This window comes from Microbacterium sp. ZW T5_56 (genome assembly GCF_044987425.1).
In the GTDB taxonomy this organism is placed as follows: Bacteria; Actinomycetota; Actinomycetes; order Actinomycetales; family Microbacteriaceae; genus Microbacterium.
Window position 1 is genome coordinate 22,757 of sequence record NZ_JBJDRI010000013.1, and the last position, 13,748, is coordinate 36,504.

Genomic DNA, 13,748 nt, shown 5'->3' on the forward strand with positions numbered 1-13,748 from the left:
ATGGTTTTTTTGACCAACCACGGCGGCGGCTATCGGAAGTGGCTCACCGATCGGGATGCCGACGCGCGCGACCTACGAGTGAGGCTCAACCTCTCCACGCCGCGGGATCCGGCGGCCTGCCCTCCGTGGCATCGATGTGGACTCCGCCCAATCCCGACGCCACTCTCGACAGTCTGACGATGAAATCCAGCAAGACGGCGCTGACCCCACCGGCGCGAGGACTTCTCGGGCTCCTGATGGAGGGGGAAGGGCTTGCTGGCGGGGCGGCGCCGAAGACCTACGCCGACGCCTTCACCCTTCTCGAGGAATACGGTCACGGGCTGTTCGGCGAACGTTGAGGACGAAGGCCGCGGACGATCCGTCCGCGGCCCCGCCCTCAGGCCACGAGCAGCGCGCGCGCCGGATCCTCGAGAATTCGCGCCACGTCGACCAGGAATCGTGCGCCCTGCTCCCCGTCCACCAGGCGGTGATCGAACGACAGGCTCAGGGTCATCACCTCGCGGAGGGCGATCTCGCCGTCGTGCTCCCACGGACGTCGCAGTGCCGCACCGATGGCCAGGATCCCCGCCTCCCCCGGGTTCAGGATCGGCGTGCCCGCCTCGATCCCGAATGTTCCGATGTTCGTCAGGGAGAAAGTGCCACCCGACATGTCGGCGGGCGCCGTGCGCCCCCCCCGCGCGGTTGCCGCCAGCTCGCGGATCGCGTCCGACAGCCCAGGAAGCGCCAGTGCGCCGACGTCGCGGATCACGGGCACGACGAGCCCGCGCGGGGTCGCCGCCGCGATCCCGAGATTGATGCGCCGCAGTTGGACGATCTCCTGTGCCTCTTCATCCCAGCGCGAATTGAGCTCGGGCGTGCGTCGCAACGCGAGCGACACCGCTTTCGCGACGACGGCGAGGGGTCCGATGCGATGCTCCGCGAGCTCCCGGTCGTCTCGAAGCCTACGCACGAGCGCCATCGTCTCGGTCACGTCGACCGTGTGAAAACACGTGACATGAGGTGCGGTGAAGGCGCTGCGCACCATGGCGGCCGCCGTGTGCTTGCGCACACCGCGGATCGGGATCCGGATCTCGTCTGCATCCGCCACGCTCGCCTGGGGCGCGATCGCCGGGGCCGCGACTCCGACCGCGGCCGAGACGTCTTCGCGGGTGATGAGCCCGTCTGGCCCCGTGCCGGTGAGCTGCTCCAGGTCGACACCAAGGTCGCGAGCAAGCCTGCGGACGGGCGGGGTGGAGCGTGGCCGTTCGGCTCGCTCCGCCGGCGTGGATGGTGCGGGAGCCGTGATCGTGGCCGTGGGTGACGATGACGGCGTCTCGCCACCGCCGCGCCGCTTGCGCATCGGTCGGGCTGTACTGGTGGGTGCCGCGCCGTATCCGACCAGGTTGGGCGGAACCACTTCGTCCGTCACCGTGTCCGTGGTGGGCTCGGGTGCGCCCCCACCCGTGTCGAAGGAGATCAGTACCGATCCCACCTCCACGACGGTGCCGGCTTCCGCATGAAGCGCAGCCACCGTGCCTGCATACGGAGACGGGAGGTCGACCACCGCCTTCGCCGTCTCGACCTCGGCGATCGGCTGGTTGATGGTGACGGTGTCGCCGACCGCGACATGCCACTGGATCAGCTCCGCTTCGGGGAGCCCCTCCCCCAGATCCGGGAGACGGAAATCGGTGGTCGAAGTCACAGGGTCACTCCCGTCAGGCTGTTGGGGCGTCCGAGAGCGCGGTCCACGCCGTCGAGGATCCGATCCAGATCCGGAATGTGGCTGTGCTCCAGCTTGGACGGCGGATACGGAATGTCGTGGCCGGTCACGCGCACGGGCGCAGATTCCAGATACTCGAAGTCCCGCTCAGTCACGGACGCGACGATCTCAGCGCCCACACCCGCCTCGCGGGCGGCCTCATGGGTCACGACAAGGCGACCGGTGCGCCGCACCGAGGCATCGACGGTGTCGTAGTCGACAGGAGAGATAGAGCGGAGATCGATCACCTCGATCGAGACGCCCTCGTCCTCCGCGGCAACGGCCGCATCCATCGCGGTGCGCACCTGCGCGCCGTAGGTCACGAGCGTCACGTCCGTTCCGGGACGCACGACGCGGGCGAGTCCCATCGGCGCCGCATCGGCGAGATTGGCGTCCAGATCGACGTCCCCCTTGGTGTGGTACAGCCGTTTGGGCTCCAGGAACACCACGGGATCATCGCTGGCAATCGCCTGCTGCAGCATCACGTTCGCGTCCTGCGGATTGGACACCGCCACCACGCGTAGCCCCGCCGTGTGGACGAAATAGGCCTCTGGGGACTCCGAGTGATGTTCCGCGGCCCCCACGCCACCCGCCCAGGGCACTCGGATGGTGAGCGGCATCTTCACACGTCCGAGGGTGCGGTAGTGCAGCTTTGCCACCTGGCACACCAGCTGGTCGAAGGCCGGATACATGAAACCGTCGAACTGGATCTCCACGACCGGACGGAACCCGCGCATCGCCAGGCCTACGGCGGTTCCCATGATGCCCGCCTCGGCCAGCGGCGTGTCGATCACGCGCTTCGCGCCGAACTCGTCGAGCAGGCCCTCGGTGATGCGGAACACCCCACCGAGCCGACCGACGTCCTCGCCCATCACGAGCACTCGCTCATCGCGGCGCATCGCAGTCTGGAGCGCGGAATTCAGGGACTTGCCCATCGTCATGGTGGTCATCGTGCATCCCCCTCGAACCCGGCGAGGTACGCGGCGAACTGCGTACGCTGACGCTCCAGCGCGGAGTGCGGTTCCGCGTAGACGTGGTCGAACACTTCGATCGGTGCGCGGTTCTCGATGCTGAGGCACGCGGCCCGCACGTCAGCGCCCAGAGCGTCCGCTTCGGCCGCGATCTCAGCGGCGAACGCGTCGTCGAACTCGCCGATCGAGCGGAGGAAGGTCTCGACGCGCGTCAGCGGATCGCGTGTGCGCCAGAGCTCCAGTTCTGATTCGTCGCGGTATTTCGTCGGGTCATCGGAGGTGGTGTGCGGTCCCATGCGGTAGGTGACCGCCTCGATGAACACCGGGCCCTGACCGGACCGAGCCTGACTGAGCGCCCAGCGCATCGCCGCGAAGCACGCGAGCACATCGTTGCCGTCCACCCGGACGCTCGGGATGCCGAAGCCGGGCGCGCGTCCGGCGATCGGCGCCGCAGCCTGCACGCCCACCGGCTCCGAGATGGCCCACTGGTTGTTCTGACAGACGAAGATCACGGGGGCTGCGAACGAGGCGGCGAACACCATCGCCTCGTTGACATCCCCCTGGCTGGTGGCCCCGTCACCGAAGTAGGCCACGGCGACCTGGTCCTGACCGTCGCGCTGGATGCCCATCGCGTAACCCACCGCGTGCAGCGTCTGCGCGCCGATGATGATCTGCATGGTGGCGGTGTTGATCTCGTAGGGGTCATAGGTGGAGTTGCGCTCACCACGCCACGTGTTCACCAAATCGCTCGTCGTGGCCCCGCGTGCATAGACCACGCCGAGTTCGCGATAGCTCGGAAAGACGAAGTCGTCGCCACGCAGCGCTCGGGCCGTGCCGAGCTGGGCTGCCTCCTGACCCAGGCTCGGAGCCCACAGGCCGAGCTGCCCCTGGCGCTGCAGCGAGAAGCCCTCGCTGTCGATGCGTCGGACCATCGTCATGTCGCGCAGCAGCTCCCGCAGGTCCGTCGCGGTGAGGTCCGAAACGTACGAATCCAGATCCCCGTCCGCAATGCGCGTGCCCTGTGCGGTGATGAGCGTATGAATGCGCCCGGTCCCGGTGGCGGGATCCGCCGTCGCTCCCAGCGTGTACACCATTGTGTGCCTCCTTCGCGCTTCGCCTCGTGAGCTCCGCGCGTCGACCGGCGACATTGCCGGATTGTGGCCAGCGTAGGCGCGCTCATCACCTCGCTCAACCAAATGTGACAGGCATGAGCAACATGCGCCATGCTCGCGATCGATGTCCTGCTAATCTTGCGCAGTATGACAACCCTGGACCGGACCGATCTGGAACTGCTCGCCGCACTGTCGGACGAGCCCCGTGCCACCGTCGTGGCACTGGCGGATCGGCTGGGGCTGTCACGCAACACGGTCCAGGCGCGCATGACGCGACTGGAGCGCGGTGGGGTCTTCCTCTCGTTTCAACGATCGATCTCGTCGACCGCGCTCGGATTCCCGCTCGAAGCCGTGGTGAGTGTGGGCGTGCGCCAGAGCGAACTTCCTCGGATCATCTCGGAGATCGCACGGATCCCCGAGGTTGTCCAGGGGCACGGGCTGAGCGGACAGGTCGACCTGCTGATTCGCGTCGCGTGTCGTGACGCCCGACACCTGTTCGACACGGATGCCCGCATCCTCGCCGTCGAGGGCGTGGAGCGGACCGAGACCTCGCTTGTCATGGGCGAGGTCATCCCCTACCGCCTGGGCGGCCTCATGGAGCTGGCGCGTCGCGACGCCTGAGGCTCACGGCAGCGCGAGGAACTCTCGAATCGCGCGTGCGGCCGGCTCCGGAGTCTCTTAGTGGATCAGGTGAGGCTCACGACAGCGCGAGGAACTCTCGAATCGCCCGTGCGGCCGGCTCCGGAGTCTCGTAGTGGATCAGGTGGCCCACATCGGGGATCTCGACCAGTCGCGCGTCCGCGAACATCGTCACCAGCACACGCTCCTTCTCGATCGGCGTGATGTCGTCCTTCTGCGCGGCGACCAGCAGCGTGGGGACGGCGATCGCCGCTGCTGATTCACGAACATCGTGCGACACGCTCGTCACGAACGCGTCATGGAGCTGGGATCGATCCGCGAACCGGGAGAAGTAGGTGTCGTGCTGGTCGTGAATGAACCGGCGCAGATGAGGGTCGCGTGTCTTGGCCATCGTGATGCTCATGACGCGCACGATGATGCGGGAGCGGAGCAACCAGGTGCCCACTCGCGCGGGCAGGTGCGCGCCCGCCCAGTAATAGAAGACAGCGAGCCGTGTCATGATTCCGCGCGGGCCCTCCAGAGCCGGTGCGCCGATCGGGTTCACCAGGATCAGCCTCGGGGTACGCAGGCCGCGGGCCACCGCAGCGGAGGCCACGATCGATCCGAACGAGTGCCCCAGGATGATCGCGCCCGGCGCCACTCGCGCGAAGTCCACCAGCCAGTCCACGTAAGCGCTCAGGTCGTGTCGTCGCCCCGGAAGCGGTGCCGTCTCGCCGAAGCCGGGAAGATCCGGAGCGATGAAGCGGACGTTCGGAAGCTGCGCGAAGACCGGCTCCAGGCCGTGGTGCTCGCCGCGGAACCCGTGCACGGCGATGATCGTGGTGTCCGCGTTCTCCGGTCCGTACGTCCAATACGCGGTCCGTCCGCCCCCTGCCGGCGCTTCGTGACGAGTCACGGGGATGCGGGAGAGCTGCGCGGCGTACGGGGATGACACGCTGTCGATCCTAACGGCGACACCTGCGGGACACCCGGATGTCGGAGCCGCGCGGTAGCGTGCCGACATGGACATGATTCTCGTACCGGGCCTGTGGCTCGACGCACGCTCATGGGACCCGGTGATCCCGGCTTTGAATGATGCAGGATTCCGCCCACTTCCCCTGACGATGCCGGGCACTGGTCGCCCGGCTGACGGGGTGGCAGACATCGGGATCCAGGACTGGGTGAACGCTGTCGTGGCAGCGATCGACGCCGCCGACGAGCCCGTCGTGCTGGTCGGTCACTCGGGGGGCGGCAATGTTGTCTGGGGTGCCGCGGACCGACGACCCGAGCGCGTCGCGCGTGTCATCTTCGTCGATACCGTGCCTCCCGCCCCGGATCGCGGCATCAGCGAGTTTCCCGTCGTTGACGGGCTCATTCCCTTCCCCGGCTGGGACTTCTTCCCCGAGGAGGACGTGTATGACCTCACCCCCGAGCACCGTGCCGCCACCGCCGACCTCGTGGGCTCCATCCCGCCCCGGGTGCCCACCGAGCCCCTCGCTCTGACCGACGAGCGCCGGTACCGGGTTCCCGTCACGCTGCTGATGGGATCACTCGATGAGAAGGAGCTCGAGGGGATGCTCACCGAGTGGGGGCCGTACGCGGCGGAGTACACGGCCATCGCTGACCGCACCGTGGTCAAGCTCGATACCGCCCACTGGCCGCAGTTCTCCGCACCCGAGCGGCTCACCGACGCGCTGGTCAGCGCAGTTCGCTCCTGAACCACGCAGGAAACTGAACCACGCAGGAAACTGAACCACGCAGGAAACTGAACCGCGCAGGAAACGACGAAGGGCCCGACCATCTGGTCGGGCCCTTCGTCGCGGCGATTACTTGCCGAAGTTCTTGAAGCGCTGGTTGAACTTCTCGACGCGGCCGGCCGAGTCCATGATGCGCTGCTTGCCCGTGTAGAACGGGTGTGAAGCCGACGAGATTTCCACGTCGATGACCGGGTACTCGACACCGTCGAGCTCGATCGTCTTGTCCGAGGACACGGTCGAACGGGTGAGGAAGGTATCGCCCGAGCCCAGGTCGCGGAAAACGACGGGCTTGTAGTCGGGGTGGATGTCAGTCTTCATTGGATTCCTTGCGGGATGGGAGGTGTGCGGAAGAAAAGTCTGTGGCGACGAGCACCAAAGATCGAGTCTATCAGACTCAGGGCTCAGCTTGCCCGAGCGGCGTAGCGTCCGTCGGACGACGTCAGCCGGATCGGAAGGCCGAAGGTCTCACTGAGGTTGGCCTCGGTGAGGACCTCGGTGATGGGCCCCTGCGCAACAGCGCGACCGTCGCGCAGCAGCAGAGCGTGGGTGAAGCCGACGGGGATCTCCTCGACGTGATGGGTGACCATCACCATCGCGGGAGTCATCGGCTCCTGGGCATACTGGGACAGAAGAGCGAGGAGCTCTTCACGCGCTCCGAGGTCGAGGCTCGCAGTCGGCTCATCAAGCAGCAGCATCTCCGGATCCGTCATCGCCGCACGGGCGATCTGGACCCGCTTCTGCTCACCGTCACTCAGGGTGCCGAACGCGCGGTCGGCGAGCGCCGTGAGCTTCCAGTCGGCGAGCACCTCGTCGGCACGGTCGGTGTCCATGCCGTCGTACTGCTCGTTCCAGCGACCGAGCACGGAGTACGCGGCGGTCATCACGACATTGCGCACCGTCTCGTCACCGGGGATGCGTCGCGCCATCGCCGTTGAGGCGAAACCGATGCGCGGGCGGATCTCGAACACGTCCGAACGGCCGAGGGTCTCCCCCAGCACGTCCACCTCACCGGTGGTGGGGTGATCGATGGTCGCAGCCATGCGCAGCACGGTGGTCTTGCCTGCCCCGTTAGGGCCGAGGACCACCCAGCGCTCGTCCTCTTCGACGGACCAGTCGAAAGCGTCGACGATGTGACGACCATTGCGACGCACGACGACGTCGCGGAATTCGAGAACGCGGGACATGCTCTCAGCCTATCGGCTGGCGGCGATGACCTCCGCGTACAGCGCCCGCGTTTCGGCGGCGATCTGCGCCCAGCTGAAGCTCTCGGTGGCGCGCTTTCGCCCCGCCGCGCCATAGGCGCGAGCCGTCTCCGGGTCAGAGACCACCTCGGTGAGCACCCGCGCGAGATCGGCCACGTAGCGGTCCGGATCCACCGGCGTGCCGGTGCCGTCCTGCACCTGCTCGATCGGCACCAGCCGGCCGGTGACGCCGTCTACGACAACCTCGGGGATACCGCCCGTCGCCGTTCCCACCACGGCCGCGCCACACGCCATCGCCTCCAGGTTGACGATGCCGAGCGGCTCGTACACCGAGGGGCATACAAACGTGGTGGCGCTCGTCAGGATCGCGCACAGCTCATCGCGCGGCAGCATGTCCTCGATCCAGACCACGCCCTCGCGTGTCTCGCGCAGGCCCGCGACCAGCGCGCGCACCTCGTCCATGATCTCGGCAGTGTCCGGCGCGCCGGCACACAGCACCACCTGAACGTCCTCGGGCAGCTGAGCCACGGCGCGGAGCAGGTAGGGCAGTCCCTTCTGGCGGGTGATGCGCCCCACGAAGACGACGGAGGGGCGATTCGGGTCGATGCTGTACCGCGCGAGCACGGCGGCATCATCGACGGGACGCCAGGCGTCCACATCGATGCCGTTGTAGATGACCTTGACCTTTGCCGGATCGAGCGCGGGATACGAACGCAGGATGTCCTGACGCATCCCCTCGCTCACCGCGATGACCGCGGCAGCACCTTCCATCGCCGTCTTCTCGATGTAGCTGGACACGGCGTATCCGCCGCCGAGCTGCTCGGCCTTCCACGGGCGCAGCGGCTCGAGGCTGTGCGCCGTGGTCACGTGCGGAATGCCGTGCAGGAGTCCGGCGACATGGCCCGCGAAACCCGCGTACCAGGTGTGCGAGTGCACGACATCGGCACCCGCGACATCGCCGACGATCTCCAGGTCGATCCCGAGGGTCTGGATCGCCGCGTTCGCATTCGCCAGCTCCCCCGGCGTGTCGTATGACGTGGTGTCAACCTCCGGGCGTGGCGCGCCGAACGCGCGCACCTGAACCTCGGTCCCGCTGTCTCGCAGCGATTTCACCAGCTCAGTGGCGTGTACACCCGCACCTCCGTAGATGGCCGGCGGGTACTCCTTCGTCACAATGTCGACGCGCATGTGAGGAACGCTAGTACAGACCGGCCCCAACCCCTAGGTTGGTGTCATGCCAGCAGCTCCAAAGGTCTTGGGAATCGTCCTAGCCGGTGGTGAGGGGAAGCGGCTGATGCCGCTGACCGCCGACCGGGCGAAACCCGCAGTGCCGTTCGGCGGTCAATACCGTCTGATCGACTTCGCCATCTCCAACCTCATCAACTCCGGTCTTCGTCAGATCGTCGTGCTGACGCAGTACAAGTCGCATAGCCTTGATCGCCACATCTCTCAGACGTGGCGCATGTCGGCTCTGCTCAACTCGTACGTCGCGTCGGTGCCCGCTCAGCAGCGCCTCGGGAAACGGTGGTTCACCGGGTCCGCGGACGCCATTCTGCAGAGTCTGAACCTGATCAACGATGAGAAGCCCGACATCGTGATCGTGATCGGTGCTGATCACGTGTACCGGATGGACTTCCGTCAGATGCTCGATGCGCATATCGCATCGGGAGCGCGAGCCACCGTGGCCGGCATCCGCCAGCCCATCGCGCTGGCCAATCAGTTCGGCGTGATCGATGTGGAGCCCGAGCAGAACGACCGCATCCGCGAGTTCCTCGAAAAGCCCAACGACGCAGTCGGACTGGCCGATTCCCCCGGTGAGGTGCTCGCCTCGATGGGCAACTACATCTTCGACGCGGATGCCCTCATCGAAGCCGTCGAGGCCGACGGCGAAGACACCACGTCCGGTCACGACATGGGCGGCGACATCATCCCCTACTTCGTCGATCGTGGCGAAGCCGGTGTGTACGACATGGTGCGCAACGAGGTTCCCGGATCGACGCCGCGCGACCGCTGGTACTGGCGAGACGTGGGTACGATTGACTCCTTCTTCGACGCGCACATGGACCTCATCGCCACGCTGCCGATCTTCAACCTGTACAACACTGAGTGGCCGATCTACGCGCAGGCGCTGAACTCGCCGCCGGCGAAGTTCGTGCGCGATGGTGTGGGTCGTATCGGCAATGCCATCGACTCGATCGTGTCGCTGGGCTCGGTGCTGTCCGGTACCCATCTGGAGCGCAGCGTCGTCGGGCCCTGGACGCTCGCGGCAGGCGGGTCGACCATCACTGATTCGGTGCTGTTCGATCGGGTCGAGGTGGGCCTCGGGGCGCGTGTGAATCGCGCGATACTCGACAAGAACGTCGTGCTCGAAGACGGTGCCACCGTGGGCGTCGATCGAGAACGAGACCTCGCCCGTGGGTTCACTGTCACAGACAGCGGGCTGACCGTTGTCGGCAAGGGCGTCCGCGTCCCCCGCTGACGAGTGACGCCGCCCGCTGACGAACGAGGGGTGGAGAGCGCGCACCGCGCTCTCCACCCCTCGTCGTTCACGCGTTGTCACGCGATGTGAGGCGTCCGCGCGGTGCCGATAGGCTCGCCGTATGCCGCGTGTTCTCGTCGTCCTCGATGCTGATTCCACCCTCATCCGAAACGAGGTGATCGAACTGATCGCCGATGAAGCCGGTCGTGGCGCCGAGGTTGCGGCCGCCACCGAAGCGGCCATGCGCGGCGAGATCGACTTCGCCGCCAGCCTGCGATCACGCGTCCAGCAGCTCGCCGGCGTTCCTGTCGCGGCCTTCGAGCGCGTCCTTGCCCGTATCGAGCCGACGCCGGGTGTTCGTGATCTGATCGCCGCCGTTCACGCGCGCGGCGGCGTCGTGGGCGTGGTCTCCGGCGGTTTTCACGAGATTCTCGATCACATCGCCCCTGCTCTCGGCGTGGACGTCTGGCGCGCGAACCGACTCTCCGTCGCAGACGGCACCCTCACCGGCGAGGTGGATGGACCCATCCTCGATGCTCAGGCCAAGGCAGACGGCCTGCGAGCGTGGGCCGACGAGCATGGCTGCGACGTGACGATCGCGATCGGCGACGGGGCCAACGATCTGCTCATGATGGCTGCCGCGGATCTCGGCCTCGCCTTCAACGCCAAGCCGCGCGTGCGCGCCGAAGCGGACCTGGTGATCGGCCCGGTATCGCTCGCCGAGGTGATCCCGCTCCTTCCCTGACGCGCCGCGCGTGCTTCAGAGGGTCAGTGTCCCATGCCGAGGCCGCCGTCGACGGGGATCACCGCGCCCGAGATGTAGGCGGCATCGTCCGACGCCAGCCACGTGACCACGCCGGCGACCTCGTCGGCCGCGGCGAAGCGCCCGGCGGGGATGCTGCGCTTGTACTCGGCCTGCGTCTCTTCCGGGAGCGCAGTGGTCATGTCAGTCTCGATGAAACCCGGGGCGACGACGTTCGCCGTGATGTTGCGCGCACCCAGCTCGCGAGTCAGCGACCGAGCGAATCCGACGAGCGCGCTCTTGGAGGCGGCGTAGTTGATCTGGCCGGCTGAGCCGTAGAGGCCGACGACGGAGGAGATGAGGATGACGCGGCCGTACTTGCGGCGCAGCATGTTCTTCGATGCTCGCTTCACCACGCGGAAGGTGCCGCCCAGGTTGGTGTTCACCACCGAGTCGAAGTCGTCCTCGCTCATACGCAGCAGCAGCATGTCCTTGGTGATTCCCGCATTGGCCACGAGAACGTCGATGGGGCCGAGCTTCGCTTCGACCTCCGTGAACGCGGCGTCGACGGCGGCGGCGTCCGTGACATCGGCTCGAACGGTCAGCGTGCCTTCCGGACCTTCTCCAGAACGCGCCGTCACCGCGACCGTGTAGCCATCGCGCACGAAGCGCTCGGCGATGGCGCGCCCGATGCCCCGGTTTCCACCGGTCACCAGAACGACGCGTGCGGGAGCGGAATCGGTGGTCATGGAGCCTCCAGAACTCTTGTGAACGAGACTCCAGCTTATCGGCGCCGGATTGACATGACCGCTCGCCCGGACCACGCTGGAATCCGGCGATCACGCCCCGAAAGGACTTCTCATGAGCACGCCCGACGGCACCAACCCTTACGAGCCGACCGCACCCAGCGCGCCGAGCGATCCCTACGCTGCTCCCGCAGCCGCTCCCTCCGACCCCTACGGCGCCCCGGCCGCGCCCGCAGACCCGTATGGCCAGGCACCCGCCGCTGACCCGTACGCGGCACCGGCGGACCCGTACGGTCAGGCACCCGCTGCTGACCCGTACGCCGCACCTGCTGCCGACCCGTATGGTCAGGCACCCGCCGCTGCCCCGTACGGCCAGGCACCCGCCGCCGACCCCTACGGCCAGGCGCCCGCTGGTGGCTACGGCGCGCCGGCCGGCGACGCGTATGCCGCCTATGGGCAGCCCGCGTACTCCGCACCCGGATACGGCGCGGCCCCGGCGTACGGCTACCCCGCCGCGGCTCCGAACAACACGATGGCGCTCGTCTCGATGATCGCCGGTATCGCGGGCTGGACGCTCGTGCCGTTCATCGGATCGATCGTTGCCGTCATCTGCGGCCACATCGCGCGCAAGCAGATCGCTCAGACGCACGAGGGCGGCGCCGGCATGGCCACCGCGGGCCTCATCATGGGCTACATCGCGATCGGCCTGTGGGCGCTCGTGATCGTCTTCGGCATCATCGCGCTCGTGATCGGCATCGCCGCCTCCAGTTCCTACAGCAGCTACTGATCCATGCCTGCGCCGCCGGTCAGCGATCGGCGGCGTAGGCTGGAGGGGCCGTGAACAAGAACCGCCCCTCCCACTCCGCGACTTCGCTCCCGCGCTCCCCTCAGGATGAGGCGGCATCGCGGTTGAAGCGCTATGCGATCACGATGGGCATTCGCATCGCGTGCTTCCTGCTCATGGTGATCATTCAGCCCTACGGCTGGTGGACCTGGGTGTTCGCCGCCGGCGCGATCTTCCTGCCCTATGTCGCGGTCGTCCGTGCGAATGCCGGCGAGGAGAGCGATGCGCGCATCGTAGAGTCGCCCGAGATGTCCTTGAATGCGCCGACGGAAGACGTTGCCGTGGATGAGGCGCCGCCCATCGTCATTCGCCTGGCGGAGACGCCGCCGCAGACCGGGTCCGCGTCCGACTCCCGCGACACGCCATGAGCCCGCGCGAGGTGACTCATGCTCGGTGACATTCTCGGCTCTCTCGGCGGTGACCCGGGAGCTGACACCTGCTCGCGAGCCGGCTGCTCCGCTCCCGCCACGCAGCGGGTGATCTGGCGCAACCCACGCATTCACGCTGCGGATCGCCAGAAGATCTGGCTGGCGTGCGATGAGCACGTCACCTACCTGCGCGACTTCCTCGCCGCGCGCGAGTTCCCCGTGCGCGTGGAAGCGCACGACACGGCAACCCCTGAGCCCCCTTCACCGAACGATGCGAACGAGTCCGACTGATGCCGAAGAACACCGTCGCCCGCTGGAGCATCTACATCGCGATCGCCATCGTGTTCGCCGTGGTGTGCGCGTTCCTGTCCCATTGGCAGTTCGACCGTAACGAGCACCGCGCGCGGGCGAACCTGCTCATCGAGACGAACTACGATGCCACCCCCGCCCCCCTGGCGGAGCGCATCCCGAGCGGCGCCGAGTTCGACCCCGCCGATGAGTGGGCTCCCGTCGTTCTCACGGGCGAGTACCTCGCGGATGACACCGTTCTCGCCCGCAACCGCCCTCTCGGCGGCACCAGCGCCTTCGAGGTCCTCGTCCCGTTCGCGACTGACGATGGCCGCATCATCGTGGTGGATCGTGGCTGGATCCCGCCCGCCGAGGATTCCTCCCCCAGTGCCATCCCCGCCCCTCCGGCCGGGAACGTGACCGTGACGGTCCGGCTGCGACCGGGTGAGATGCTGCCGGCTTCCGGCCGCGGAGCGCCCGCGGGGCAGGTCCCCACGATCAATCTGCCGGCCGTCGCCGACGTCAGCGGCGTTGACGTGGAGACCTCCGCCTATGGACTCATGGCCGAGGAGTCGCCCGCACCCGCCGAACGTCCCCATGCACTGGAGAAGCCCACCGAGGACCCCGGTCCGCACCTCAGCTACGCGATCCAGTGGATCCTGTTCGCGGTCATGGGCTTCATCTTCATCTTCTACATGATCCGCACCGAAGTGCGGCACCGTCGCGAAGACGCTGAAGATGCGGCGGCGCTGGCCGAGGGACGCACCCCGGCGAGGCGCCAGCAGAAGAAGCGACGCGACCGAGACGCCGAAGAAGAGGACGCGATCCTCTCCGCCTGACGAGAACGTCCCCGCCGCACGGCGGGGACGTTCTGACGTGGTGG

The 13,748-nt window shown here is 67.3% G+C and carries 17 protein-coding genes; 9 read left to right on the forward strand and 8 right to left on the reverse strand.

Annotated elements, in window-relative coordinates:
• Positions 1-179: 179 nt before the first annotated feature.
• Positions 180-338, forward strand: a complete 159-nt coding sequence (locus tag ACI3KU_RS08070; RefSeq protein WP_404921868.1) for a hypothetical protein — start codon at positions 180-182, stop codon at positions 336-338.
• Between the two features lie 38 nt (positions 339-376).
• Here ACI3KU_RS08070 and ACI3KU_RS08075 read toward each other — a convergent pair whose 3' ends face one another.
• From ACI3KU_RS08075 to pdhA, 3 genes are read right to left on the reverse strand one after another with little or no spacing between them, the layout of a single operon-like run.
• Entirely contained in the window at positions 377-1,681 is a 1,305-nt protein-coding gene (locus ACI3KU_RS08075; RefSeq protein WP_404921795.1) for a dihydrolipoamide acetyltransferase family protein, read from the reverse strand.
• Positions 1,678-2,688: an alpha-ketoacid dehydrogenase subunit beta gene (locus tag ACI3KU_RS08080; protein WP_404921796.1), complete on the reverse strand. Its 1,011-nt coding sequence runs from the start codon at positions 2,686-2,688 to the stop codon at positions 1,678-1,680. Before ACI3KU_RS08080 ends, ACI3KU_RS08075 begins: the two co-directional genes overlap by 4 nt.
• A complete protein-coding gene (gene pdhA, locus ACI3KU_RS08085) occupies positions 2,685-3,803 on the reverse strand; it encodes a pyruvate dehydrogenase (acetyl-transferring) E1 component subunit alpha (RefSeq protein WP_404921797.1) in 1,119 nt (372 codons plus the stop codon). The genes ACI3KU_RS08080 and pdhA overlap by 4 nt, the downstream gene beginning before the upstream one ends.
• 165 nt (positions 3,804-3,968) lie before the next feature.
• Here pdhA and ACI3KU_RS08090 point away from each other — a divergent pair, with 165 nt between their 5' ends.
• The gene (locus ACI3KU_RS08090) at positions 3,969-4,442 is read left to right on the forward strand and encodes an Lrp/AsnC family transcriptional regulator (RefSeq protein WP_404921798.1); all 474 of its coding nucleotides are present in this window, start codon (positions 3,969-3,971) and stop codon (positions 4,440-4,442) included.
• A 76-nt stretch (positions 4,443-4,518) separates the two neighbouring features.
• Here ACI3KU_RS08090 and ACI3KU_RS08095 read toward each other — a convergent pair whose 3' ends face one another.
• Positions 4,519-5,394: an alpha/beta fold hydrolase gene (locus tag ACI3KU_RS08095; RefSeq protein WP_404921799.1), complete on the reverse strand. Its 876-nt coding sequence runs from the start codon at positions 5,392-5,394 to the stop codon at positions 4,519-4,521.
• A 67-nt stretch (positions 5,395-5,461) separates the two neighbouring features.
• Here ACI3KU_RS08095 and ACI3KU_RS08100 point away from each other — a divergent pair, with 67 nt between their 5' ends.
• A complete protein-coding gene (locus ACI3KU_RS08100; RefSeq protein WP_404921800.1) occupies positions 5,462-6,157 on the forward strand; it encodes an alpha/beta fold hydrolase in 696 nt (231 codons plus the stop codon).
• 108 nt (positions 6,158-6,265) lie between these two features.
• Here the strand turns inward: ACI3KU_RS08100 and ACI3KU_RS08105 are convergent, their stop codons facing one another.
• The 3 genes from ACI3KU_RS08105 to glgA form a co-directional block, all read right to left on the reverse strand.
• Entirely contained in the window at positions 6,266-6,514 is a 249-nt protein-coding gene (locus ACI3KU_RS08105; protein ID WP_404921801.1) for a type B 50S ribosomal protein L31, read from the reverse strand.
• An 83-nt stretch (positions 6,515-6,597) separates the two neighbouring features.
• On the reverse strand, positions 6,598-7,380 hold the full coding sequence (locus tag ACI3KU_RS08110) for an ABC transporter ATP-binding protein (protein WP_404921802.1): 783 nt from the start codon (positions 7,378-7,380) through the stop codon (positions 6,598-6,600).
• Between the two features lie 9 nt (positions 7,381-7,389).
• Positions 7,390-8,586, reverse strand: a complete 1,197-nt coding sequence (gene glgA / locus ACI3KU_RS08115) for a glycogen synthase (protein WP_404921803.1) — start codon at positions 8,584-8,586, stop codon at positions 7,390-7,392.
• 46 nt (positions 8,587-8,632) lie between these two features.
• Here glgA and ACI3KU_RS08120 point away from each other — a divergent pair, with 46 nt between their 5' ends.
• Positions 8,633-9,877 (forward strand): glucose-1-phosphate adenylyltransferase, encoded by a 1,245-nt coding sequence (locus ACI3KU_RS08120; protein WP_404921804.1) that lies wholly within the window; start codon positions 8,633-8,635, stop codon positions 9,875-9,877.
• 121 nt (positions 9,878-9,998) lie between these two features.
• Positions 9,999-10,622: a phosphoserine phosphatase SerB gene (serB, locus tag ACI3KU_RS08125; RefSeq protein ID WP_404921805.1), complete on the forward strand. Its 624-nt coding sequence runs from the start codon at positions 9,999-10,001 to the stop codon at positions 10,620-10,622.
• Between the two features lie 23 nt (positions 10,623-10,645).
• Here the strand turns inward: serB and fabG are convergent, their stop codons facing one another.
• Positions 10,646-11,368, reverse strand: coding sequence for a 3-oxoacyl-ACP reductase FabG (gene fabG / locus ACI3KU_RS08130; protein ID WP_404921806.1), 723 nt, complete (start codon positions 11,366-11,368; stop codon positions 10,646-10,648).
• 112 nt (positions 11,369-11,480) lie between these two features.
• Here fabG and ACI3KU_RS08135 point away from each other — a divergent pair, with 112 nt between their 5' ends.
• The 4 genes from ACI3KU_RS08135 to ACI3KU_RS08150 are packed head-to-tail and all read left to right on the forward strand — an operon-like array spanning position 11,481 to position 13,704.
• Positions 11,481-12,152: a DUF4190 domain-containing protein gene (locus ACI3KU_RS08135; protein ID WP_404921807.1), complete on the forward strand. Its 672-nt coding sequence runs from the start codon at positions 11,481-11,483 to the stop codon at positions 12,150-12,152.
• A 50-nt stretch (positions 12,153-12,202) separates the two neighbouring features.
• A complete protein-coding gene (locus ACI3KU_RS08140; protein ID WP_404921808.1) occupies positions 12,203-12,577 on the forward strand; it encodes a DUF3099 domain-containing protein in 375 nt (124 codons plus the stop codon).
• Between the two features lie 18 nt (positions 12,578-12,595).
• Positions 12,596-12,868 carry a hypothetical protein gene (locus ACI3KU_RS08145; RefSeq protein WP_404921809.1) on the forward strand — a complete coding sequence of 91 codons (273 nt, stop codon included), beginning with the start codon at positions 12,596-12,598 and terminating at the stop codon, positions 12,866-12,868.
• Positions 12,868-13,704: an SURF1 family protein gene (locus ACI3KU_RS08150; RefSeq protein WP_404921810.1), complete on the forward strand. Its 837-nt coding sequence runs from the start codon at positions 12,868-12,870 to the stop codon at positions 13,702-13,704. The genes ACI3KU_RS08145 and ACI3KU_RS08150 overlap by 1 nt, the downstream gene beginning before the upstream one ends.
• The last annotated feature ends 44 nt before the right edge of the window (positions 13,705-13,748 follow it).

Coding starts and splice junctions, on each gene's coding strand:
- ACI3KU_RS08070 (WP_404921868.1), top strand. CDS start 180: ATGAAATCCAGCAAGACGGCGCTGACCCCACCGGCGCGAGGACTTCTC.
- ACI3KU_RS08135 (WP_404921807.1), top strand. CDS start 11,481: ATGAGCACGCCCGACGGCACCAACCCTTACGAGCCGACCGCACCCAGC.
- glgA (WP_404921803.1), bottom strand. CDS start 8,586: ATGCGCGTCGACATTGTGACGAAGGAGTACCCGCCGGCCATCTACGGA.
- pdhA (WP_404921797.1), bottom strand. CDS start 3,803: ATGGTGTACACGCTGGGAGCGACGGCGGATCCCGCCACCGGGACCGGG.
- ACI3KU_RS08100 (WP_404921800.1), top strand. CDS start 5,462: ATGGACATGATTCTCGTACCGGGCCTGTGGCTCGACGCACGCTCATGG.
- ACI3KU_RS08080 (WP_404921796.1), bottom strand. CDS start 2,688: ATGACCACCATGACGATGGGCAAGTCCCTGAATTCCGCGCTCCAGACT.
- ACI3KU_RS08145 (WP_404921809.1), top strand. CDS start 12,596: ATGCTCGGTGACATTCTCGGCTCTCTCGGCGGTGACCCGGGAGCTGAC.
- ACI3KU_RS08120 (WP_404921804.1), top strand. CDS start 8,633: ATGCCAGCAGCTCCAAAGGTCTTGGGAATCGTCCTAGCCGGTGGTGAG.
- ACI3KU_RS08090 (WP_404921798.1), top strand. CDS start 3,969: ATGACAACCCTGGACCGGACCGATCTGGAACTGCTCGCCGCACTGTCG.
- ACI3KU_RS08105 (WP_404921801.1), bottom strand. CDS start 6,514: ATGAAGACTGACATCCACCCCGACTACAAGCCCGTCGTTTTCCGCGAC.
- fabG (WP_404921806.1), bottom strand. CDS start 11,368: ATGACCACCGATTCCGCTCCCGCACGCGTCGTTCTGGTGACCGGTGGA.
- ACI3KU_RS08150 (WP_404921810.1), top strand. CDS start 12,868: ATGCCGAAGAACACCGTCGCCCGCTGGAGCATCTACATCGCGATCGCC.
- serB (WP_404921805.1), top strand. CDS start 9,999: ATGCCGCGTGTTCTCGTCGTCCTCGATGCTGATTCCACCCTCATCCGA.
- ACI3KU_RS08110 (WP_404921802.1), bottom strand. CDS start 7,380: ATGTCCCGCGTTCTCGAATTCCGCGACGTCGTCGTGCGTCGCAATGGT.